Annotated in this window: 18 protein-coding genes and 1 pseudogene; 3 read left to right on the top strand and 16 right to left on the bottom strand. The window is 70.8% G+C overall.

Features of this window, described 5'->3' with window-relative positions:
* Positions 1-4 precede the first annotated feature (4 nt).
* The 6 genes from alaS to ACFSL4_RS21710 all read right to left on the bottom strand — a co-directional run bounded on the left by alaS (position 5) and on the right by ACFSL4_RS21710 (position 7,138).
* Entirely contained in the window at positions 5-2,677 is a 2,673-nt protein-coding gene (alaS, locus tag ACFSL4_RS21735; RefSeq protein ID WP_381085389.1) for an alanine--tRNA ligase, read from the bottom strand.
* On the bottom strand, positions 2,677-3,024 hold the full coding sequence (locus ACFSL4_RS21730; RefSeq protein ID WP_381085386.1) for a hypothetical protein: 348 nt from the start codon (positions 3,022-3,024) through the stop codon (positions 2,677-2,679). The genes alaS and ACFSL4_RS21730 overlap by 1 nt, the downstream gene beginning before the upstream one ends.
* A 7-nt stretch (positions 3,025-3,031) precedes the next feature.
* The gene (locus ACFSL4_RS21725) at positions 3,032-3,487 is read right to left on the bottom strand and encodes a DUF948 domain-containing protein (protein ID WP_381085511.1); all 456 of its coding nucleotides are present in this window, start codon (positions 3,485-3,487) and stop codon (positions 3,032-3,034) included.
* 632 nt (positions 3,488-4,119) lie between these two features.
* On the bottom strand, positions 4,120-4,734 hold the full coding sequence (gene rpsD / locus ACFSL4_RS21720) for a 30S ribosomal protein S4 (protein WP_381085383.1): 615 nt from the start codon (positions 4,732-4,734) through the stop codon (positions 4,120-4,122).
* A gap of 346 nt (positions 4,735-5,080) precedes the next feature.
* Complete coding sequence (locus ACFSL4_RS21715) at positions 5,081-6,436, bottom strand: replication-associated recombination protein A (protein ID WP_381085380.1); 1,356 nt, start codon at positions 6,434-6,436, stop codon at positions 5,081-5,083.
* A 45-nt stretch (positions 6,437-6,481) separates the two neighbouring features.
* On the bottom strand, positions 6,482-7,138 hold the full coding sequence (locus tag ACFSL4_RS21710) for a vitamin K epoxide reductase family protein (protein WP_381085377.1): 657 nt from the start codon (positions 7,136-7,138) through the stop codon (positions 6,482-6,484).
* 167 nt (positions 7,139-7,305) lie between these two features.
* Here ACFSL4_RS21710 and ACFSL4_RS21705 point away from each other — a divergent pair.
* Positions 7,306-7,613: pseudogene (locus ACFSL4_RS21705) on the top strand (ATP-binding cassette domain-containing protein); the annotation flags it as partial.
* A gap of 234 nt (positions 7,614-7,847) precedes the next feature.
* On the opposite strand, the gene hisS reads toward ACFSL4_RS21705, so the two are convergent.
* Positions 7,848-9,110: a histidine--tRNA ligase gene (gene hisS, locus ACFSL4_RS21700; RefSeq protein WP_381085374.1), complete on the bottom strand. Its 1,263-nt coding sequence runs from the start codon at positions 9,108-9,110 to the stop codon at positions 7,848-7,850.
* A gap of 13 nt (positions 9,111-9,123) precedes the next feature.
* Complete coding sequence (locus ACFSL4_RS21695; RefSeq protein WP_381085371.1) at positions 9,124-9,831, bottom strand: MBL fold metallo-hydrolase; 708 nt, start codon at positions 9,829-9,831, stop codon at positions 9,124-9,126.
* 167 nt (positions 9,832-9,998) lie between these two features.
* Here ACFSL4_RS21695 and ACFSL4_RS21690 point away from each other — a divergent pair, with 167 nt between their 5' ends.
* Complete coding sequence (locus ACFSL4_RS21690; protein ID WP_381085368.1) at positions 9,999-10,820, top strand: peptidylprolyl isomerase; 822 nt, start codon at positions 9,999-10,001, stop codon at positions 10,818-10,820.
* A gap of 133 nt (positions 10,821-10,953) precedes the next feature.
* A complete protein-coding gene (locus ACFSL4_RS21685) occupies positions 10,954-12,183 on the top strand; it encodes a DUF349 domain-containing protein (protein ID WP_381085365.1) in 1,230 nt (409 codons plus the stop codon).
* Between the two features lie 217 nt (positions 12,184-12,400).
* On the opposite strand, the gene ACFSL4_RS21680 is transcribed toward ACFSL4_RS21685, so the two are convergent.
* The 8 genes from ACFSL4_RS21680 to ruvC all read right to left on the bottom strand — a co-directional run bounded on the left by ACFSL4_RS21680 (position 12,401) and on the right by ruvC (position 21,660).
* The gene (locus ACFSL4_RS21680; RefSeq protein ID WP_381085362.1) at positions 12,401-14,914 is read right to left on the bottom strand and encodes a RelA/SpoT family protein; all 2,514 of its coding nucleotides are present in this window, start codon (positions 14,912-14,914) and stop codon (positions 12,401-12,403) included.
* Between the two features lie 205 nt (positions 14,915-15,119).
* Positions 15,120-15,659: an adenine phosphoribosyltransferase gene (locus tag ACFSL4_RS21675; protein ID WP_381085359.1), complete on the bottom strand. Its 540-nt coding sequence runs from the start codon at positions 15,657-15,659 to the stop codon at positions 15,120-15,122.
* Positions 15,656-16,756: a protein translocase subunit SecF gene (gene secF, locus ACFSL4_RS21670; protein WP_381085356.1), complete on the bottom strand. Its 1,101-nt coding sequence runs from the start codon at positions 16,754-16,756 to the stop codon at positions 15,656-15,658. The genes ACFSL4_RS21675 and secF overlap by 4 nt, the downstream gene beginning before the upstream one ends.
* A gap of 1 nt (position 16,757) precedes the next feature.
* Positions 16,758-18,557, bottom strand: coding sequence for a protein translocase subunit SecD (secD, locus tag ACFSL4_RS21665; protein ID WP_381085354.1), 1,800 nt, complete (start codon positions 18,555-18,557; stop codon positions 16,758-16,760).
* A 141-nt stretch (positions 18,558-18,698) separates the two neighbouring features.
* The gene (gene yajC, locus ACFSL4_RS21660) at positions 18,699-19,199 is read right to left on the bottom strand and encodes a preprotein translocase subunit YajC (protein ID WP_381085351.1); all 501 of its coding nucleotides are present in this window, start codon (positions 19,197-19,199) and stop codon (positions 18,699-18,701) included.
* A 163-nt stretch (positions 19,200-19,362) separates the two neighbouring features.
* On the bottom strand, positions 19,363-20,433 hold the full coding sequence (gene ruvB, locus ACFSL4_RS21655; protein WP_381085348.1) for a Holliday junction branch migration DNA helicase RuvB: 1,071 nt from the start codon (positions 20,431-20,433) through the stop codon (positions 19,363-19,365).
* A 94-nt stretch (positions 20,434-20,527) separates the two neighbouring features.
* Complete coding sequence (ruvA, locus tag ACFSL4_RS21650; protein ID WP_381085345.1) at positions 20,528-21,133, bottom strand: Holliday junction branch migration protein RuvA; 606 nt, start codon at positions 21,131-21,133, stop codon at positions 20,528-20,530.
* On the bottom strand, positions 21,130-21,660 hold the full coding sequence (ruvC, locus tag ACFSL4_RS21645; RefSeq protein ID WP_381085342.1) for a crossover junction endodeoxyribonuclease RuvC: 531 nt from the start codon (positions 21,658-21,660) through the stop codon (positions 21,130-21,132). Before ruvC ends, ruvA begins: the two co-directional genes overlap by 4 nt.
* Between the last annotated feature and the right edge of the window lie 38 nt (positions 21,661-21,698).

The following is a 21,698-nucleotide window of genomic DNA, read 5'->3' as shown; positions in this document are numbered from 1 at the left end:
GTTCCTACCGGGCGCTCTCGGCGACCAGGCGCTCGACGGCGTCCACCGCGTCGGCGACGGCGGCCGGGTTCTGGCCGCCGCCCTGGGCGACGTCCGGCTTGCCGCCACCGCCGCCGCCGAGGGTCTTCGCAGCCGCACGGACGAGGTCGCCGGCCTTCAGACCGCGCTCGCGGGCGGCCTCGTTGGTGGCGATGACCGTCAGCGGCTTGCCGCTCGTGACGGCGAAAAGGGCGACCACGGCGGCCCGGCCGCCCTGGATGCGGCCGCGCACGTCCAGGACCAGCTTGCGCAGGTCGTCGGCGGTGGTGCCGTCCGGCACCCGGCCGGTGACCAGGGCGACGCCACGGACGTCCTTGGCGGACTCGGCCAGCCCGGCGGCGGCCTGCAGCACCTTCTCGGCGCGGAACTTCTCGATCTCCTTCTCGGCGTCCTTCAGCTTGCCGAGCATGCCCGCGACCTTCTCCGGCAGCTCCTCCGGGCGCCCCTTGAGCAGCTCGGTGAGCTGGTTGACGACCGTGTGCTCACGGGCGAGGAAGGTGTAGGCGTCGACGCCGACCAGGGCCTCGATGCGCCGTACACCGGAGCCGATCGAGGACTCGCCGAGCAGCTTCACCAGACCCAGCTGGGCGGTGTTGTGCACATGCGTGCCGCCGCACAGCTCCTTGGAGAAGTCGCCGATGGTGACGACCCGGACCCGCGCGCCGTACTTCTCGCCGAACTCGGCGATGGCGCCCTGCTTCTTGGCCTCGTCGATCCCCATGATGTCGGCACGCACGTCCAGGTCGCGGGCCAGCACCTCGTTGATCTTCTGCTCGACGTCGGTCATCACCGAGTGCGGGACCGCGGACGGGGAGCCGAAGTCGAAGCGGAAGCGGCCGGGCTGGTTCTCGGAGCCGGCCTGGGCGGCCGTGGGGCCGAGGGCGTCGCGCAGCGCCTGGTGGGTGAGGTGGGTGGCCGAGTGGGCGCGGGCGATGGCCTTGCGGCGGCGGATGTCGATCGAGGCGTGGGCCTTGGCGCCGACGGTGACCTCGCCGACCTGGACGACGCCCTTGTGGACGTAGACGCCCGGGACCGGCTTCTGGGTGTCGCGGACCTCGATGACGGCACCGGAGTCCACCCTGATGCGGCCGGTGTCGCCGATCTGGCCGCCGCCCTCGGCGTAGAACGGGGTGCGGTCCAGGACGACCTCCACCTCGTCGCCCTCGGTGGCGGCCGGGGAGGAAACGCCGTCCACGAGGATGCCGACGACCGTGGACTCACCCTCGGTGTCGGTGTAGCCGATGAAGTCGGTCTCACCGGCGCTGTCGGCGATCTCGCGGTAGGCGCCGAGGTCGGCGTGGCCGGTCTTCTTGGCCTGGGCGTCGGCCTTGGCGCGCTCCCGCTGCTCCTTCATCAGGCGGCGGAAGCCCTCCTCGTCCACGGACAGGCCCTGCTCGGCGGCCATCTCCAGGGTGAGGTCGATCGGGAAGCCCCAGGTGTCGTGGAGCAGGAACGCCTTGTCGCCGGGCAGCACCGCGCCGCCGGCGGCCTTGGTCTCGCTCACGGCGGAGTCGAGGATGTTGGTGCCGGCCTTCAGCGTCTTGAGGAAGGCGGCCTCCTCGGCCAGGGCGACCTTCTCGATGCGCTCGCGGTCGGTGACGAGTTCGGGGTACTGCAGGCCCATCATCGCGATCACGGTGTCGATCAGTTCCTCGACGACCGGGCCGGTGGCGCCGAGGAGGCGCATGTTACGGATGGCGCGGCGCATGATGCGGCGCAGGACGTAGCCGCGGCCCTCGTTGCCGGGGGTCACACCGTCGCCGATGAGCATCGTGGCGGTGCGCATATGGTCGGTGACCACGCGCAGGGAGACGTCCGAGTCGTGGGCGTCGCCGTAGGACACGCCGGTCAGCTCGGTGGCCTTCTTGATCACGGCCATGGAGGTGTCGATCTCGTACATGTTCTGCACGCCCTGCAGAATCATGGCGAGCCGCTCCAGGCCGAGACCGGTGTCGATGTTCTTGTTCGGCAGGTCGCCGAGGATCTCGAAGTCCTCCTTGCCGGTGCCCTCGCCGCGCTCGTACTGCATGAAGACGAGGTTCCAGATCTCCACGTACCGCTCGTCGTTGACGGCGGGGCCGCCCTCGACGCCGAACTCGGGGCCGCGGTCGTAGTTGATCTCGGAACAGGGGCCGCAGGGGCCGGGCACGCCCATGGACCAGAAGTTGTCCTTCATGCCCAGCCGCTGGATGCGCTCGGTCGGCACACCGATGACGTCGCGCCAGATCTGCTCGGCCTCGTCGTCGTCCTTGTAGACGGTGATCCACAGGCGCTCGGGCTCCAGGCCGTAACCGCCCTTGTCCTGGGGGGCGGTGAGCAGCTCCCAGGCGAGCTTGATGGCGCCTTCCTTGAAGTAGTCCCCGAAGGAGAAGTTGCCGCACATCTGGAAGAAGGTGCCGTGCCTCGTGGTCTTGCCGACCTCTTCGATGTCGGGCGTGCGCACGCACTTCTGGACGCTGGTGGCGCGCGGGAACGGCGGCCTGACCTCACCCAGGAAGTAGGGCTTGAAGGGCACCATCCCGGCCGGGACGAGGAGCAGAGTCGGGTCGTCCGCGATGAGCGACGCCGAAGGGACGACGGTGTGACCGCGCTCCTCGAAGAAGCTCAGCCAGCGGCGGCGGATCTCGGCCGACTCCATCAGTGGTCCTCATTCCGGTTGTACGAGTGCGTCGAGTTCTCGACGTACTTCGGGCTGTTGCGGTTCTCGATGGCGGGGTGCCGCCGGGGGGCGGGGAGCTGGTCGACGGGCGCGTCCAGGCCCAGCGCCTCGCCCAGTTCGGTCTCCCGCTGGAGCATGCCCGCGCGGACGTCGAACGCGAAGTCCACGGCGCGGTCCTTGAGCCGGTGGCCCGCGGCGAGCGCTTTGTCCGCCGCCTGCGCGGCGAGGCTCTCGGGGGTCAGCTGCTTCAGCTTGCGGTTGACCTTGGTGGTGGCCCACACCCCGGCGGCGACGCCCGTGGTGAACCAGAACGTACGGCGGAACATCGCTCGGTCAGTCTCTCTCTTCCCGGGTGTTCCGCTTCCCCCGTCGCGGAGACGGGACGGTGCGGCCCACGATCACGGTACGCCGGGGCGCCTTGGCGGGCACGTTCTCCCTACGGCCGGCGATCGCCCGGCGCACGCCGTAGCCGAACGCCGCGACCTTGACCAGGGGGCCGCCGAAGGTGGACGCGACGGTCGTCGACAGCGCCGAGGCGTTCGACGTGACCTCCTGGACGTCCGACGCGATCGCGTCGACCCGGTCTATCTGGGTCTGCGCCGAGCGCACCGCGGTGGAGGCGTCCGCCAGCAGCGGCACGGCCTGCTCCGTCACGTCCGCCACCAGCTTCGTGGTCGCCTTGAGCGTCTGGGCCAGCCTCGCCAGCGCGACGGCGAGGAAGGAGACCAGGATCGCCCAGAAAACGGCCACCAGGATCCCGGCCACCTCTCCACCGGACACCGTGTGCACCCGCTCCCCTAGAACGTGCCTGAACATCGAAAAGTCGTCTCCCGAGCCTATCGCGCCGGGGCGGCCGGTCCGTACCGGATTAGGGCCTGTCTGGGGTTGCGATCTGGATCAGGGAGCGGGGCATGGTGCGTGCGATCGCAAGGCGCCGGAATGTCCTCGTAGCGGAGCTGCTAGGGGGTGTTTCGAAAGTCCTGTGCGGTGCCCGCGGTGTCCGGTGCGTCCTCTCGGCGTACCGGACGAAAGCCCTCGTACTGGACGTACTCGGGGTTCCGGCCGGTGCGGCGAGTGCGGGTGCCCCCTGCTCGAAGAGCCTGGGGGAGCGTGCCGGGCGCCGTGGGTGCTGTGCGGGACTTTCGAAACACCCCCTCGGACATTCCGGCAACGCGGCGAGCATGCTGCCACGCCCCGCGAGCCCAGATCACGACCCCAGACAGGCCCTGGGAGCCGCGCGCATGGAGTCAGGGGAAGCGCCGGTGCGGACCGCACGCGCCCGCCGCGTTCCGTGCACGCCGGGCCGGTTCGCCGGCGGGGCGGACGGGCCCGTGCACGCGTCGGCCCGCCGGCTCGCCCGCCCGGGAGGGCGGGGAGCCGGCGGGCCGGCGTGCTGGGAGTACTGCGTCCGATGAGAGCGATCAGCGGGCGTAGTACTCGACGACGAGCTGCTCGTCGCAGATCACCGGAACTTCCTTGCGGTTGGGCTCGCGGTCCAGGCGGAACGCCAGGGCCTTGAGGTTCACCTGGAGGTAGCGCGGGGTCTCGCCCTCGGGGGCGAAGCCACCCTCGCGGGCGATCTGGAAGAGCGTCTTGTCACGGCTGCGCTCGCGGACCATCACGACGTCGTCGGGACGGACGCGGAACGACGGCTTGTCGACCTTCTGGCCGTTGACCTCGATGTGGCCGTGCACGACCATCTGACGGGCCTGGTAGATCGTGCGGGCGATGCCCGAACGCAGGACCAGCGCGTCGAGACGCCGCTCGAGCTCGACGATCAGCGCCTCACCGGTCTTGCCCTGCACCTTGGAGGCACGCTCGTAGGCGCGCACCAGCTGACGCTCGGAGATGTCGTACTGAGCACGCAGACGCTGCTTCTCCAGCAGACGGACCTTGTAGTCCGAGTTCTGCTTGCGACCGCGGCCGTGCTCGCCCGGCGGGTAGGGGCGGGCCTCGAAGTACTTGACGGCCTTCGGGGTCAGCGCGATACCGAGGGCACGCGACTTCTTGACCTTGGGGCGGGACTGGTTCGCCATGAACCGAACACCTCGTGTTTCTGTCTGTAACCGGCTTCACCAGGGTTAGGGGAGGTCGCATCCGCAGCCGGGGAATCCCTGCGGGTCCGCGGGGGACCTACCGGGCAGCCGCTCCCCTGGTCTGGGCACATACGTGCAGCACGCGAGTGGCCCACCGACCCGTCCCGGGACTGCCGGGGAGGTGGTGGGCTGCCCGCGACACCGTTCGACGGTGCGCGACGCTCCTGGATCCCCGTGCCGTACGGCGACGGGGTTCCGGCTGGATGTCCCGCTCTGGTGGCGCCGGCCGCCTCTTGTCGAGGTGCCGGACACGGGACGCAGCGCTTCGCGCAAGTCTACAGGGTGGCTAGGACTGCTTCCGTCCGAGGTGATTGCGGGTCCATTCCACCGCGTCCGCGTACCGCGTCTCGGCTCCGTGACGGGTCGGCCGGTAGTACGTGCGCTCCCTGAGCGCGTCCGGGGCGTACTGCTGGGCGGCGATGCCCTCGGGGAGGTCGTGCGGATACACATACCCCTGCGCGTGGCCGAGCTTGGCGGCGCCCTTGTAGTGCCCGTCGCGCAGGTGCGGGGGCACCGGGCCGGCCAGTCCCCTGCGGACGTCCTCCATGGCGGCACCGATCGCCGTGGTCGCCGAGTTGGACTTGGGGGCCAGGGCGAGGGCGATGGTGGCGTGGCTGAGGGTCAGCGCGGCCTCCGGGAAGCCGATCATCGCGACGGCCTGGGCGGCGGCGACGGCGATCGGCAGCGCGTTGGGATCGGCGAGGCCGATGTCCTCGCTGGCGGAGATCACCAGACGGCGGGCGATGAACCGGGGGTCCTCGCCGGCCTCGATCATCCGGGCCAGGTAGTGCAGCGCGGCGTCCACGTCCGAGCCGCGGATCGACTTGATCAGGGCACTCGCCACGTCGTAGTGCTGGTCGCCGCCGCGGTCGTACGTCACCGCCGCGCGGTCGACGGTCTCCTCCAGGGTCGTCAGGCCGATCTCCGGCTCGCCCTTGTCGAGCGCGGCCCCGGCCGCGGCCTCCAGGGCGGTGAGGGCGCGCCGGGCGTCGCCGCCGGCGATGCGCAGCAGATGGTCCTCGGTGTCCTCGGGGAGCGTGAGGGCGCCCCGCAGCCCGCGCTCGTCGGTCAGGGCCCGGCGCAGCAGGCCGCGCACGTCGTCGTCCGTGAGCGGTTCGAGGGTGAGCAGGAGGGAGCGGGACAGCAGCGGGGAGATCACCGAGAAGTACGGATTCTCCGTGGTCGCCGCGATCAGCGTCACCCAGCGGTTCTCGACGGCCGGGAGCAGGGAGTCCTGCTGGGCCTTGCTGAAGCGGTGGATCTCGTCGAGGAAGAGGACGGTCTCCTTGCCGAAGCCGCCGCTGGCGCGGCGGGCGCCGTCGATGACCGCGCGGACCTCCTTGACGCCCGCGGTGATCGCCGACAGTTCGACGAAGCGCTTGTTCGTGGCCTTCGAGACGACGTAGGCCAGCGTCGTCTTGCCGGTGCCGGGCGGGCCCCAGAGGATGACCGAGGAGGGACCCGCGGGCCCGCCGCCGCCCTCGCCGACCAGTCTCCGCAGCGGTGATCCCGGCTTGAGCAGGTGCTGCTGGCCCACCACCTCGTCGAGGGTGCGCGGGCGCATGCGGACCGCCAGGGGGCTGCCGGCCGGGTCCTTCTCCTGGCGTTCTTCTGCGGCTGCGGTGAACAGGTCGGGCTCCACGCCCAAAACCCTATGTCACCCCGCCGACAACGCCGCCGGCGCCGGTCAGGCCCAGAGCTTGTCGCCCCACCGGGTAAGGATCAGCATGGCGATGACGCCGGTGTGCGTGACCGGAAGGACCCAGGTGAACTCGGCGAGGAAGTTCTTCACCGGACGCGGGGCGGGCAGGAAGTCGTTGCGGACGTTGAACGAGGTCACGTACCAGAACATGGTGAGCGTCGCGACCCAGGCCAGCGAGCACCACAGGCACAGTGCGTTGATCCGGTACAGCGACTGGAACTGCAGCCAGGTGCAGAAGCCCACGCCGAAGAGGGTGCCGGCGTTGAAGGTCAGCCAGTACCAGCGCGGGAAGCGGACGCGGGTGAGCAGGCTCATGCCGACGGCGATGACGATGCCGTAGGCGACGAGGCCGAGCATCGGGTTGGGGAACCCGAAGACGGACGCCTGCTTGCTCTCCATGACGCTGCCGCAGGACACGATCGGGTTGATGCTGCAGCCGGGGGTGAACGTCTTCCCGCTCACCTTGCCCTCAAGGATCTTGATCTTGTCGATCGTGATCACCCAGGCGGCGAGCAGGCCGGCCGCACCCGTGATCACGAGCAGCAACGCGAAGGCACGGCTGCCGCCCGCGGTGCGGGGCGGGTCCGTGCGCTCCGGCTCGGTGGACCCGGTCGAGACGTCCCTGACTGTCGTCTTGCTCATCACGCCGCTTCCGATGCTCGGGAGAGGAACCTGGCTCGCCGCCATTGTGCCGCACGAGGACGGGTGTCCACCGCTCGATGGGCACAAGGAGGTACGCACGGTGCCCCCGGAGCGTTCGATTCCGGCCGAGGCTGTTCGGTACGACCACACACGCGAACGGGCTCGCGGTGAACGTACGGGGGCTGCGCAAGCAGTACGGGGACGTGACCGCGGTCGACGGAATCGATCTCGGGATCCGGCGGGGCGAGGTGTTCGGCCTGCTCGGCCCCAATGGCGCGGGCAAGACGACCACCGTGGAGATGCTCCAGGGCAACCGCGACCGGGACGCGGGCGAGGTGTCCTGCTCGGGGTGGATCCGGCGCGTGGCACGCGCGCGTGGCGCTCGAGAGTGGGGATCGTCCGGCAGGACGAACCGGCGCCCGCGGAGTTGACGGTCCGCGAGACGGTACCGCACGTCGAGCGCCGCCCTCCGCAGTCCCAAGCAGCCGGTCGGGGGTGGACCACAGGACTGCGGCGGTGACCACCGCGATGTGGAGGGGGGTGCTGTGACGTTCGGGTGCGCAGCTCGCTGTCCCGGGTGCTCCGACCGCCGTTCCCCGCCGACGCGGGGGTGATCCAGGCGCCATGAAGAACGCGAACCGAAGCGGAGCGTGGCCCCCGCCGACGCGGGGTGCCGGGCCGGACGGCCGCGTGCCGTCCGGCCCGGCTGTCACGCGAGCCGTGCTCGCAGCGTTTCCACCGTCTCCCCCAAGGGGACCGCGTGCTGCTCGCCGGACTCCATGTCCTTGAGCTGGACGACCCCTTCTGCCAAGTCACGCCCGCCCAGCACGAGGGCGTAGCGCGCGCCGGACCGGTCGGCCGCCCTCATCGCCGCCTTGAGGCCCTTGCCGCCGTAGGAGAAGTCCGCCGCGATGCCCGCCTTGCGCAACTCGGTGACCTTGGCGAACAGGACGCGACGGGCCTCCTCGCCCAGCGGGACCGCGAACACACTGGTGCCGGCGGGCAGTTCGAGCTCCACGCCCTCGGCCTCCAGGGCCAGCACCGTGCGGTCGACGCCCAGCGCCCAGCCCACCGAGGGCAGCGAGGGGCCGCCGATCATCTCCGAGAGGCCGTCGTAGCGGCCGCCGCCGCCCACCGCGGACTGGGAGCCCAGACCGTCGTGGACGAACTCGAAGGTGGTCCGCGTGTAGTAGTCCAGGCCGCGCACCAGTTTCGGGTCGTCCTCGAAGGCCACGCCCGCCGCGGTGATCAGCTCGCGGACCTCCTCGTGGTACGCCTTGCAGGCGTCGCACAGGTAGTCGCGCAGCAGCGGGGCTCCCGTCAGCTGCTTCTGGACCGACTCCCGTTTGTCGTCCAGTACCCGCAGCGGGTTGATGTCGACGCGGTGGCGCGTGTCCTCGTCCAGGTCGAGGCCCCTCAGGAAGTCCTGCAGCGCGGCCCGGTAGACCGGGCGGCACTCCCTGTCGCCGAGGCTGTTCAGCAGGATCCGGAAGTTCCTCAGGCCCAGCGACCGGTACCCCTGGTCCGCGAGGATGATCAGCTCGGCGTCCAGGGCCGGGTCCTCCGCGCCGATGGCCTCGGCGCCCACCTGCGAGAAGTGCCGGTAGCGGCCCTTCTGCGGGCGCTCGTAGCGGTAGTACGAGCCGGAGTACCAGAGTTTGACCGGCAGGTTGCCCGCCTTGTGGAGGTTGGCCTCCAGCGCGGCGCGCAGCACGGAGGCGGTGCCCTCTGGCCGCAGGGCGAGTCTGTCGCCGCCCTTCGTCTCGAAGGCGTACATCTCCTTCGTCACGATGTCCGTGGACTCGCCCACGCCTCGGGCGAACAGCTCGACGTTCTCGAAGCCGGGGGTCTCGATGTAGCCGTAGCCGGAGGTGCGCAGCGGGGCCGCGATCGCCTCGCGCACGGCGAGGTACTTGGCGGACTCCGGCGGGATCAGGTCGTAGGTGCCCTTGGGTGCCTTGAAGGTGCTCACGGAAGGTCTCTCGTCACATTCCTCGTCGGGGAGCGGGCTCGGCTCCCTGGCCGGCGGCCACCTGCCGCAGATACGGGTTGGTGGCGCGCTCCTGGCCGATGGTCGTCTGGGGGCCGTGGCCGGACAGCACCACGGTCGAGTCGTCGAGGGGCAGGCACACGCGGGCCAGCGAGTCGAGCATCTCGGCCATGTCACCGCCGGGCAGGTCGGTGCGTCCGATGGAGCCGGCGAACAGCAGGTCGCCCGAGAAGAAGACCGAGGGGATGTCCTCGGTCTCGGGCAGCCGGAAGGTCACCGACCCCTTGGTATGGCCGGGCGCGTGCGCGACGCTCAGCTCCAGGCCGGCCAGCTCCAGCCGCGCACCGTCGGTCAGCTCCCTGACGTCGTCCGGCTCCCCCACGGTCAGCTCCCCCATCAGCGGCATCCCGATGGAACGCCCGAGCGCCTTCTCGGGGTCGCTCATCATGAAGCGGTCCCGGGGGTGGATCCACGCGGGTACGTCGTGCGCGCCGCACACCGGGACGACCGAGGCCACGTGGTCGATGTGCCCGTGGGTGAGGACGACCGCGACGGGCTTGAGCCGATGTTTCCTCAGCGCGTCCTCGACTCCCTGGGCGGCCTGATGGCCCGGGTCGATGATCACGCACTCCTCGCCCGCGGCGGGGGCGAGGAGGTAGCAGTTGGTCCCCCAGGCCCCGGCGGGGAAGCCGGCAATCAGCACGATCGTCCTTCGGTGTGTCGTACGGCAGTGGCTCGCTGTGGGTCAGAGCCTACCGGCGCTGCCGATTCCTCAGCGAACCCATATACGGTACGGGGCACGCGCAGGCAGTCGTCACACCAGACGCACGCGTACCGGTCGGCGGACGAGACGCATGAGGAGAAAACCCCGTGGTCACCCAGGAACAGCGGCGGCGACAGCTCGCCCGGGAGAAGTTCTTGCGGCAGCAGCAGCGGCGAACGGAAGCACGGCGCAAGGCGCGCCTGCGCAACTCCGTGATCGCGTCGGTCCTCGGCGTGGTCCTGGTGGGCGGTGCCGTGTCGTACGCGGCGGGCGCCTTCAAGAGCGACGACAAGAAGGCGAACGCGGGGTCCGAGGCGTCCCCGAGTGCCGCGGCGACCAGCAAGGCCCCGGACCCGTGCCAGAAACCCGCCGAGGGCAAGGTCAAGTCGCTGAGCTGGAAGAAGGAGCCGGCGATGACGATCGACACGTCGGCGAAGTACACGATGAAGCTCGCGACCACGTGCGGTGAGATCGACATCGCGCTGAAGGCGGCGGCGGCCCCGCACACCGTGAACTCGTTCGACTTCCTCGCGGGCCAGGGCTTCTTCGATCACACCAAGTGCCACCGGCTCACCACCAACGGCATCTACGTGCTGCAGTGCGGCGACCCGAAGGGACTCGGCAGCGGCGGCCCCGGCTACACCATTCCGGATGAGAACCTGAAGGACAAGAGCCTGAAGGGGAACGTGTACCCGGCGGGCACGGTCGCCATGGCGAACACGGGGCAGAAGCACACCGGCGGCAGCCAGTTCTTCCTCGTGTACCAGGACAGTCAGTTGCCGCCCAGCTACACACCGTTCGGCACCATCGACGCGGGCGGCATGAAGGTGCTCAAGAAGATCGCGGCGGCCGGCGAGAACACGGGCGCGGGCGACGGCGCGCCCAATGCAACTGTCGTGATCAACAAGGCGAGCGTGACGAAATCCTGACCGTCAACTGCGGAATTTCGGTCGCGCGGGATGCGGACAGCCGCCCCGCCGGTCGCCTATGTTGGCGGTGACGAAACTGTGGACGATGCCCGGGGCGCTGGAGCCCCCGCAGGCATCATGTGGAGGAGGCGCTGTGAGCAGCGACCCGTGGGGCCGCGTCGACGAGACGGGGACCGTGTACGTGCGGACGGCCGACGGCGAGAAGGTCGTCGGTTCCTGGCAGGCCGGCTCCCCCGAGGAGGCGCTGGCCTACTTCGAGCGCAAGTACGAGGGCCTGGTTGTCGAGATCGGCCTCCTCGAAAAGCGAGTCCAGACCACCGACCTGTCGGCGAAGGACGCCCAGGCCGCGGTCGACCATCTGCGGGAACAGGTCGACGCGCACCACGCGGTCGGCGACCTGGACGCGCTGCGCGCCCGCCTGGACAAGCTCATGGAGACCGTCGAGGCGCGCCGCGAGCAGCGCAAGGCGCAGCGGGCCAGGCAGTCGGACGAGGCACGGACGGCCAAGGAGGCGCTGGTCGCCGAGGCCGAGGAGCTGGCCAGGTCCGACCAGTGGCGGGCCGCCGGTGAGCGGCTGCGGGCTCTGGTGGACACCTGGAAGGGGCTTCCGCGGCTCGACCGCAAGTCGGACGACGAGCTGTGGCACCGCTTCTCGCACGCCCGGTCGGCGTTCTCCAAGCGCCGCAAGGCGCACTTCGCGCAGCTCGACGCCCAGCGCGAGGAGGCCCGCAAGGCCAAGGAGCGGCTGGTCGCCGAGGCCGAGGCACTGTCCGGCTCCACGGACTGGGGTCCGACCGCGGCGCGCTACCGCGAGCTGATGGCCGACTGGAAGGCCGTCGGCCGCGCACAGCGCGAGTACGAGGACGACCTGTGGAACCGCTTCCGCGGCGCCCAGGACGTGTTCTTCGCGGCGCGCAGCTCGGTCTTCGCGGAGCGGGACGCCGAGCAGGCCGAGAACCTCAAGCTCAAGGAGGGGCTGGCCGAGGAGGCGGAGAAACTGCTTCCGATCACGGACCTCAGGGCCGCCCGTACCGCCTTCCGCTCGATCAACGAGCGCTGGGAGGCCATCGGCCACGTGCCGCGGGACGCGCGCGCCCGGGTCGAGGGCCGGATGCACACGGTGGACCGGGCGATCCAGGAGGCCGAGGAGGCCGAGTGGCGCCGCACCAACCCGGAGGCCCGGGCCCGTGCGGAGGGCCTCACCGGTCAGCTGCAGGCGGCCGTGGACAAGCTGAGGGGCCAGATCGAGCAGGCCAGGGCGGCGGGCAACAACGCCAAGGCCGACAAGCTGGAGAAGGAGCTGGAGGGCCGCCAGGCGCTCCTGGACCAGGCGCTGAAGGGCCTGCAGGAGTTCGGCGGCTGACGGGGCGGCCGGGCCGGCCCGGCGCACGGAAGGGGCTCCGTACGGTGCGTACGGAGCCCCTTCCGTATGCCTGCGGGCGGGTCCGCCGGACTACGGCCTGCGGGCCGACGTCACCCGGTACACGTCGTACACGCCCTCCACACGGCGCACCGCCTTCAGCACATGACCGAGCGCGTACGGGAGCCCCTTCCGTATGCCTGCGGGCGGGTCCGCCGGACTACGGCCTGCGGGCCGACGTCACCCGGTACACGTCGTACACGCCCTCCACACCGCGCACCGCCTTCAGCACATGGCCGAGGTGCTTGGGGTCGCCCATCTCGAAGGTGAAGCGGGAGGTCGCCACCCGGTCGCGGGAGGTCTGGACGGCGGCCGAGAGGATGTTGACGTGCTGGTCGGACAGGACCCGGGTGACGTCCGAGAGCAGACGCGAGCGGTCCAGCGCCTCGACCTGGATCGCGACGAGGAAGACCGACGACTGGGTCGGCGCCCACTCCACCTCCAGGATGCGCTCGGGCTCCCGGGACAGTGACTCCACGTTCAGGCAGTCGCTGCGGTGCACCGACACACCGCTGCCACGCGTGACGAAGCCGATGATGGGGTCGCCGGGGACGGGCGTACAGCAGCGGGCCAGTTTGACCCAGACGTCCTCGACGCCCTTGACGACCACGCCGGGGTCGCTGCTGGTGCGCCGCTTGCGGCCGCGGCCCCGCGCCGGCGGGACGGTCTCGTCGATCTCCTCGGTGGCGGCCTCCTCGCCGCCGAGCGCCTGCACCAGCTTCTGCACGACGTTCTGCGCGGCGACATGGCCCTCGCCGATCGCCGCGTACAGCGACGAGATGTCGGGGTAGCGCATCTCATGGGCGAGCGTGACGAGCGAGTCACCGGTGAGGATGCGCTGGATCGGCAGGTTCTGCTTGCGCATCGCCCGGGCGATCGCGTCCTTGCCGTGCTCGATCGCCTCGTCGCGCCGCTCCTTGGAGAACCATGCGCGGATCTTGTTGCGGGCGCGCGGCGACTTCACGAAGCCGAGCCAGTCGCGGGACGGGCCCGCGCCGGGTGCCTTGGAGGTGAAGACCTCCACCAGGTCGCCGTTGTCCAGGGTGGATTCCAGGGGCACCAGGCGCCCGTTGACCCTGGCCCCTATCGTCCGGTGGCCGACCTCGGTGTGGACCGCGTACGCGAAGTCCACCGGGGTGGCACCGGCCGGCAGCGCTATGACGTCGCCCTTCGGGGTGAAGACGAACACCTCGTTGCGTGACAGGTCGAAGCGCAGGGACTCCAGGAACTCGCTCGGGTCCTCGGTCTCCTTCTGCCAGTCGAGCAACTGGCGCAGCCACGCCATGTCGTTGACGGCGTCCTTGTCCTTGGCGTTCGAACGAGGGGCGTCCGTACGGACCTTGGAGGCGCCCGCGACCGCCTCCTGCTTGTACTTCCAGTGCGCGGCGATGCCGTACTCGGCGCGGCGGTGCATGTCGAACGTGCGGATCTGGAGTTCGACGGGCTTGCCGCTGGGGCCGATCACCGTCGTGTGCAGCGACTGGTACATGTTGAACTTGGGCATCGCGATGTAGTCCTTGAACCGCCCCGGAACCGGGTTCCAGCGGGCGTGGACCGTGCCCAGCGCCGCGTAGCAGTCGCGGACGGTGTCCACGAGGACGCGGATGCCCACCAGGTCGTAGATCTCCGCGAAGTCGCGACCGCGGACGATCATCTTCTGGTAGACGCTGTAGTAGTGCTTGGGGCGGCCGGTGACGGTGGCCCGGATGCGGGCCGCCCTCAGGTCCGCCTGGACCTCGTCGATCACCTTGGCCAGGTACTCGTCGCGCTTGGGGGCCCGCTCGGCGACCAGGCGCACGATCTCGTCGTACATCTTGGGGTAGAGGATCGCGAAGGCGAGGTCCTCCAGCTCCCATTTGATGGTGTTCATGCCCAGGCGGTGGGCGAGCGGCGCGTAGATCTCCAGGGTCTCGCGCGCCTTCTTCTCCTGCTTCTCACGCTTGAGGTAGCGCATGGTGCGCATGTTGTGCAGGCGGTCGGCGAGCTTGATGACCAGGACCCGCGGGTCCTTCGCCATGGCGACGACCATCTTGCGCACGGTCTCGGCCTGCGCGGCCTCGCCGAACTTGACCTTGTCCAGTTTGGTGACGCCGTCGACGAGGAGGGCGACCGTGTCACCGAAGTCGCGGCGCAGCTGGTCCAGGCCGTACTCGGTGTCCTCGACCGTGTCGTGCAGCAGCCCCGCCATGAGGGTGGCCGGGTCCATGCCCAGCTCGGCGAGGATCGTGGTCACCGCGAGCGGGTGAGTGATGTACGGGTCGCCGCTCTTGCGCTTCTGTCCGCGGTGCCAGCGCTCGGCGACCTGGTAGGCGCGCTCGATCTGGCGGAGCGTGGCGGCGTCGATCTTCGGGTCGTTGCCGCGCACTATGCGCAGCAGCGGCTCAAGGACCGGGTTGTAGGGGTTGGCGCGCTGCACGCCCAAGCGGGCGAGGCGGGCCCGGACGCGGTTGGAGGAGCCGGAGCGGGAGGGAGGGGCGGACGCCGGACGGACCGCCGGGGCACGCTCGGGGACCGGCTTGGGACGCGGCTGCTCGGCCGCGTGGTCGACGGGCGCGGACTGGGCATGCTCGACCCGCCCGCGCGGGGCGTCCTTCGTGTTGCGCGCGGGCGTGGCCGCGGCCGTCGACGTCGCGTCGGGCTTGGCGGCGGTCAGTGGCTGGGCCTCGTCTGGCAAGAGGGCTCCTCGTGCGCGATCCGGGTCCCCCGGTCAGGCTCCGGAGACCCCATGGTAGCGATCCCGGGCTCGGGGCTCGCCCCAAGGCCGCTGAGACGGTCTTCTACGGAAGAAACGCACGAGGCGGGCGCCGGAATTCCTCCGGGCCCGCCTCGCCCTGCCCTGTGGCCGTCCGCCACCGTGCGCGGGGGGTGCCCCGCGGGTCTCAGACCCGGATCAGCGCCTCCAGCGGGGCGCCGTCCAGGGCCGGCTCCAGACGGGCGCGCCCGCCCAGGAAGCCCAGCTCCATCAGCACGGACACACCCGCGACCTCGGCGCCCGCCCGGCGGATGAGCCGCAACGACGCCTCGGCGGTGCCTCCGGTGGCGAGGACGTCGTCGACGACCATCACACGGTCGGCCCCGGTCAGGTCCTCGGCGTGCACCTCGATCCGCGCGGATCCGTACTCCAGCTCGTACGCCTGGCTGAGGGTCGCTCCGGGGAGCTTGCCCGCCTTGCGTACGGGGACGAATCCGACGCCCGCACGGACGGCGGCCGGGGCACCGAGGATGAAGCCGCGGGCCTCCAGCCCGACGATCTTCGTGGCGCCGTACCGCACGGTCAGCCCGGCCAGTGCCTCGGTGAGCGCGGTGAACGCCACCGGGTCGGCGAGCAGCGGGGTGATGTCCTTGAACATCACCCCCGGCTCCGGGTGGTCGGGCACGTCCCGGATGCGGCTGAGCAGGAGGGCCGCTATGTCGGTCATCGGCGCTTCCCCGTGGCCGGGCCGCGGCCGCCGCCGCGGGGCGCGGCCCCGGCGCGCGGGCCCACGACCGCGGTGGCCGCGTCCTGCGGCTCGCCGACGGCCCCCGCGTCGACGAGCTCTCCCTCGGCGGCGGCCTGCGCACGCTTGGCGAGGACGCGCTTCCTGAGTGCCTTCATCTGCGGCTCGCGCTCCTTGAGGTCGGCGACGAGCGGGGTGGCGATGAAGATCGACGAGTACGCGCCGGCCGCGAGGCCGACGAACAGCGACAGCGAGATGTCGTTGAGCATGCCGGCGCCGAGGAAGCCGCCGCCGATGAACAGCAGACCCGCGACGGGCAGCAGCGCGACCACCGTGGTGTTGATGGAGCGGACGAGGGTGCTGTTGATCGAGCGGTTGGCGATGTCGCTGTAGGTCCAGCGGGTCTGCTTGGTGATGTCCTTCGTCTGCTCCTTGAGGCTGTCGAAGACGACGACCGTGTCGTAGAGCGAGTAACCGAGGATCGTCAGCAGACCGATCACCGTGCCGGGCGTGACCTCGAAGCCGACGAGGGCGTAGATGCCGGTGGTGATGGTGATGTCGTGGATCAGTGCGACGAGCGCGGCCAGGGCCATGCGCCACTCGAAGGCGATCGCCAGGTAGATCACGACGAGGACCATGAAGATCCCCAGGCCCTGCCATGCCTTGTTGGCGATCTGCTCGCCCCAGCTGGGGCCGACCAGGTCGGCATTGATGGACTCCGCGTCGACCTTGAGGTCCTTGGCCAGGTCGGTCTTGATCTGGTCGGACTCGTCGGTGTCGATGCTGGCGATCTGGATGCGCAGGGTGCCGTTGCCGAGCTTCTGCACGATCGCGTCGTGACCGGACGAGTCCTGCGCGTACTTCTCCGCCTGGGCGACCGAGACGCTCGTCTTCGGTGTGGTGAAGACGGCGCCTCCCTGGAATTCGATGCCCATGTTCAGGCCTCGCACCGCCAGGCCGAGGATGGCCGTGATGGTGATCAGGATCGAGACGCCGTACCAGATCTTGCGGTTGCCGACGAAGTCGTAGCCGACCTCGCCGCGGTGCAGTCGGGCGCCGAGGGTGCCGAGCTTCGACATCTCACGCCTCCTTCGGGTCGACGGGGGCGGAGGGACGGCGGGTGCGGCGCAACGGCGGCTTGGCACCCAGTCGCTTCGGGTCGAGACCGGACCAGCTGTGGCCGCTGGAGAAGAACTTCCCACGGCCGAGGATCGTCATCAGCGGCTTGGTGAAGAGGAAGACGACGACCACGTCGAGCAGGGTGGTCAGACCGAGCGTGAACGCGAAGCCCTGGACCTTGCCGACGGTCACGATGAACAGCACCGCGGCGGCCAGGAACGAGACGAAGTCGGAGACCAGGATGGTGCGCCGGGCGCGCGGCCAGGCCCGCTCGATGGCGGGGCGCAGCGAGCGGCCCTCGCGGACCTCGTCCCGGATGCGTTCGAAGAACACGATGAACGAGTCGGCCGTGATACCGATCGCGACGATGGCACCGCAGACGGCCGGCAGGTTCAGCGCGAAGCCGATGGTCGGGCCGAGCAGCGACATGATCACGTAAGTGAGGACGGCGGAGACCAGCAGCGAGGCGACGGCGATGAGCGACAGACCGCGGTAGTAGACCACCAGGTAGATGACGACCAGGGCGAGACCGATCGCGCCCGCGATCAGGCCGGCCTGCAGCTGCTCACCGCCGAGCGCCGCGGTCACCGTGGTGACGCTGTCCTCCTTGAAGCTCAGCGGGAGGGCGCCGTAGGAGAGCATGTTGGCGAGGCTCTGGGCCTCCTCCTGCTTGAAGTTGCCGGAGATCTCCGCGTTGCCGCCGGTCAGTGCCTCGCGGACGTACGGGTCGGAGACGACCTCGCCGTCCAGGACGATGGCGAACTGGTTCTGCGGAGACTGCTTCTGCGCGAGCTGGCCGGTGATGTCCGCGAACTTCTTGGTGCCCTTGGACGTGAAGTCCATGGTGACCGTCCAGCCCGCAGCGGTCTGGGTGTTGTAGACGGCCTGGGCCTTCTTGACGTCCGTGCCGTCGACCGCCGCGGGGCCGAGGACGTACTTCTGCCACTGGCCCTGCGAGTTCTGGCCGCAGGCCACGGTGGCCTCGCTGGGCTTGGCGTTCTTGCCGGCGGTGGCGCGGACCTTCTTGTCGGTGCAGTCGAGCGCCGCGTACTGCGCCTGGAGCTTGGCGGCCGAGTCGCCGGCGGAGCTGCTCGCGGACGGAGAGGCGCTGGACGACGCCTTCGGCGAGGAGGAAGCCTTCGGAGAGGAGGAGGCGGTTGCGGACGGCGAGGAGCCGGCCTTCAGGGCGTCGGTGACCGCGCGTCCCTGGGAGGTGGCGCTCGCCGACGGGGAGGCGGAGCCCTTCGGCGGGGCGGAGCCCGACGGGGACGCGGACGGGTTCGCCTTGCCGGTGGCCTTGCTCGGGGAGCTGCCGGAGGCGCTCGGCGACGGGCTGGCCGTCGCGGCGGCGCCGGAGACCTCGGTGGCCAGGACCGGGCGGAAGTAGAGCTTGGCGGTGGTGCCGACCTGCTCCTGCGCCTGCTTGGAGTTCGTGCCCTTGGGGATGTTGACGATGATGTTGCGGTCGCCCTGGGTCTGGACCTCGGCCTCGGAGACGCCCAGACCGTTGACACGGCGGTTCATGATGTCGACCGCGGTGTTCATGTTGGTCTTGTTGATCGCGGATTCCTGGCCGGGCTCGGCGACCGCCCGGAGCGTGATGCTCGTACCGCCGGCCAGGTCGATGCCGAGACGCGGAGTGGTGTGTCCGGAGGCGAACATTCCCCCGGTGAGCGCCGCGATGGCGATCAGGATGAGGGCCAGCGAGCGCCCCGGCTTGCTCTGGGCGCCCGCACTCCGGCCCCTCTTCGGTGCTGCCACCTTCTCGTACTCCCTCTCGGGCCGGCCGGCGCCGGGTGGGCGCGCGGACGGCCATGCCATGGTGTCGGGACTCCGTGCACGAACGACGCGTCCCGGGAGGCACGCGGCGCGAGCGGTCCGCGCCGGCTTCCCGGGGCGGTACTACTTCGCTTCGGAGTCGCCGTCGGTCTTCTTCGGCTCCGCTTCCTCGGCCTTGGCGTCGGCCACCTCGTCGGCCGCGTCGTCCGCGTCCTTCTTACCGAGGTCGACGGTCTGGGCGTCGGAGGCGGCGGCCGTGGCGTCGGAGGCCGGCTCGTCGGTCTCGGTGAGGGAGGAGGCGTCGTCCGGCACCACGGCGCCGTCGGCCTTCAGGTCGTGCTCGATGCCGTGGACGATGCGGTTGTACTCGTCGTCGGACAGGACGGCGCCGATGGCGTTCTTCGCGAAGAGCAGTTCCACGCCGGGGCCCGCGTCAAGGAGGACCGTGTCCTCGTTGACCTCCTTGACCGTCGCGTACATGCCCCCGATCGTGCGGATGCCCGAGCCGGGCTGCATCTGGTTCCGCATCTCCGCGGCCTGGTTCTGCTTCTTCTTGGCCGAGCGCGTCATCAGGAACATGGCCGCGATGAGCACGATGAAGGGGAGGAGGGTCAAGGTATTCACGGGACGGAGTTTCCTTCGCACGACCGCCCGGTCGGCGGCCTGATGGATGGGGGTGGTCGGCACCGCCCACAAAGGCGGCATCGGCGGAGTCTAAGCGAGTCCGCACGCAAGGAACAACGCTCAGCATGGCACCCGGGTTCCTGCCGGTGCGAGTCCCGCGCCGTCACGCCCCGAACAGGTCCTGTTGTCCGTTTCCCCCGGTGGTCCCGCGTGGCGCGGTGAGGCCGAGGTGCTCCCAGGCGGCCGGAGTCGCCACCCGACCGCGCGGGGTGCGGGCGAGCAGCCCCTCACGCACCAGGAAGGGCTCGGCGACCTCCTCGACGGTCTCGCGCTCCTCCCCCACGGCGACCGCGAGCGTCGACAGGCCCACGGGGCCGCCGCCGAAGAGCTTGAGCAGGGCCTGGAGGACGGCCCGGTCCAGACGGTCCAGACCGCGGGCGTCGACCTCGTAGACGGTGAGGGCGGCCGCCGCGATCTCGCGGGTGATCACCCCGTCGGCCTTGACCTGCGCGTAGTCGCGTACGCGGCGCAGCAGCCGGTTGGCGATGCGGGGCGTGCCCCGGGAGCGGCCGGCGATCTCGGTGGCGCCGTCGGGGTCGATCTCGACGTCGAGCAGGTTCGCCGAACGGTGGATGACGCGCTCCAGTTCGGCGGGCTCGTAGAACTCCATGTGCGCGGTGAAGCCGAAGCGGTCGCGCAGCGGGGGCGGCAGCAGACCCGCCCGCGTGGTGGCGCCCACCAGGGTGAACGGCGGCAGTTCCAGCGGAATGGCGGTGGCGCCGGGCCCCTTGCCGACGATGACGTCGACGCGGAAGTCCTCCATCGCCATGTAGAGCATCTCCTCGGCAGGCCGGGACATGCGGTGGATCTCGTCGAGGAAGAGCACCTCGCCCTCCTGCAGGGAGGAGAGGATCGCGGCGAGGTCGCCGGCGTGCTGGATGGCGGGTCCGCTGGTGATGCGGATGGGAGCGCCCATCTCGGCCGCGATGATCATCGAGAGGGTCGTCTTGCCGAGGCCGGGGGCGCCCGACAGGAGCACGTGGTCGGCGGTGGCGCCCCGCGCGCGGGCGGCGCGCAGCACGAGGTCGAGCTGTTCGCGGACCTTCTCCTGGCCGATGAACTCGTCCAGGTCCTTCGGTCGCAGGGCGGCCTCGACGGCCTGGTCCTCACGGTCGGCGACAGGGCCTACCAGCCGCTGGGGGGCGGGGGTGCCGGTCGTGTCGTCCCAGTTCATCGTATGTGCCTCGGGGTCGCGGTCGGTCGGTTCGTACGGGGATGGGGCCGCCCCGCGCGGGGCCGGCGCGGGGTTCCTGGGGCAGCCGCGCCCGTCAGCGCGCTCTGTTGAGTGTCTGCAGGGCCGCCCTCAGCAGCTGCCCCACCTGGGGGGTGCCCTCGGCGCCTTCGGCCTGCGGGGCGACCGCGGCGACCGCCTCGTCCGCCTCGCGGGTCGCGTACCCGAGTCCGATCAGCGCGGCGTGCAGCTGGTCGCGCCAGCCGGCTGAGACCGCCGTGCCGGCCGCGGGGGCGCCGACCGGCTCGCCCAGCCGGTCCTTCAGCTCCAGCAGGAGCTTCTGGGCACCCTTCTTGCCGATGCCGGGAACCGCGGTGAGCGCCTTCTCGTCGCCGGTGGCCACGGCGCGACGCAGGCCGTCCGGGGTGTGCACGGCCAGCATCGACTGGGCCAGGCGCGGGCCGACGCCGCTCGCGGTCTGCAGCAGCTCGAAGACCTGGCGCTCGTCATCGTCCGCGAATCCGTACAGCGTCAGGGAGTCCTCGCGGACCACCAGGGAGGTGGCGAGCCTGGCCGGGTGGCCCTGGCGGAGCCCGGACAGCGTGTTCGGGGTGCACTGGACGGCGATGCCGATGCCGCCCACCTCGACCACCGCGGAGTCCGGGGCCAGGGCGGCGACCGGGCCGCTGACGAAGGCGATCATGCGGGACGGCCTTTCGATGCGTGCAGGGCGACGGCCTGCTGGAGTCGGTTCTGGGCGGGCGCGCGCCAGATGTGGCAGATCGCGAGGGCGAGCGCGTCCGCGGCGTCGGCGGGCCTGGGCGGCGCGTCGAGCCGCAGCAGCCGGGTGACCATGGCACCGACCTGGGCCTTGTCGGCGCGGCCCGTGCCGGTGACGGCGGCCTTGACCTCACTGGGGGTGTGCAGGGCGACGGGGATGCCGCGGCGGGCGGCGCAGAGCATGGCGACGGCGCTGGCCTGGGCGGTGCCCATCACCGTCCGCACATTGTGCTGGCTGAACACCCGCTCCACGGCGACGTATTCGGGCCGGTGCTCGTCCAGCCACCGCTCGATGCCCTGCTCGACGGCGACGAGGCGATGGCCCAGGTCGGCGTCCACGGGCGTGCGGACCACGCCGACACCGAGCATGGTCAGCGGCCTGCCCGCGACGCCCTCGACCACGCCCACGCCGCATCGGGTCAGCCCGGGGTCCACCCCCAACACGCGCACGCGCCCCTCCCTTCGCCTACCTGTTCGTGCAGGCTATC

The sequence above is a fragment of the Streptomyces caeni genome, assembly GCF_042678285.1.
Classification (GTDB): Bacteria; Actinomycetota; Actinomycetes; order Streptomycetales; family Streptomycetaceae; genus Streptomyces; species Streptomyces caeni.
This window is presented reverse-complemented; position numbering and strand designations above follow the sequence as displayed.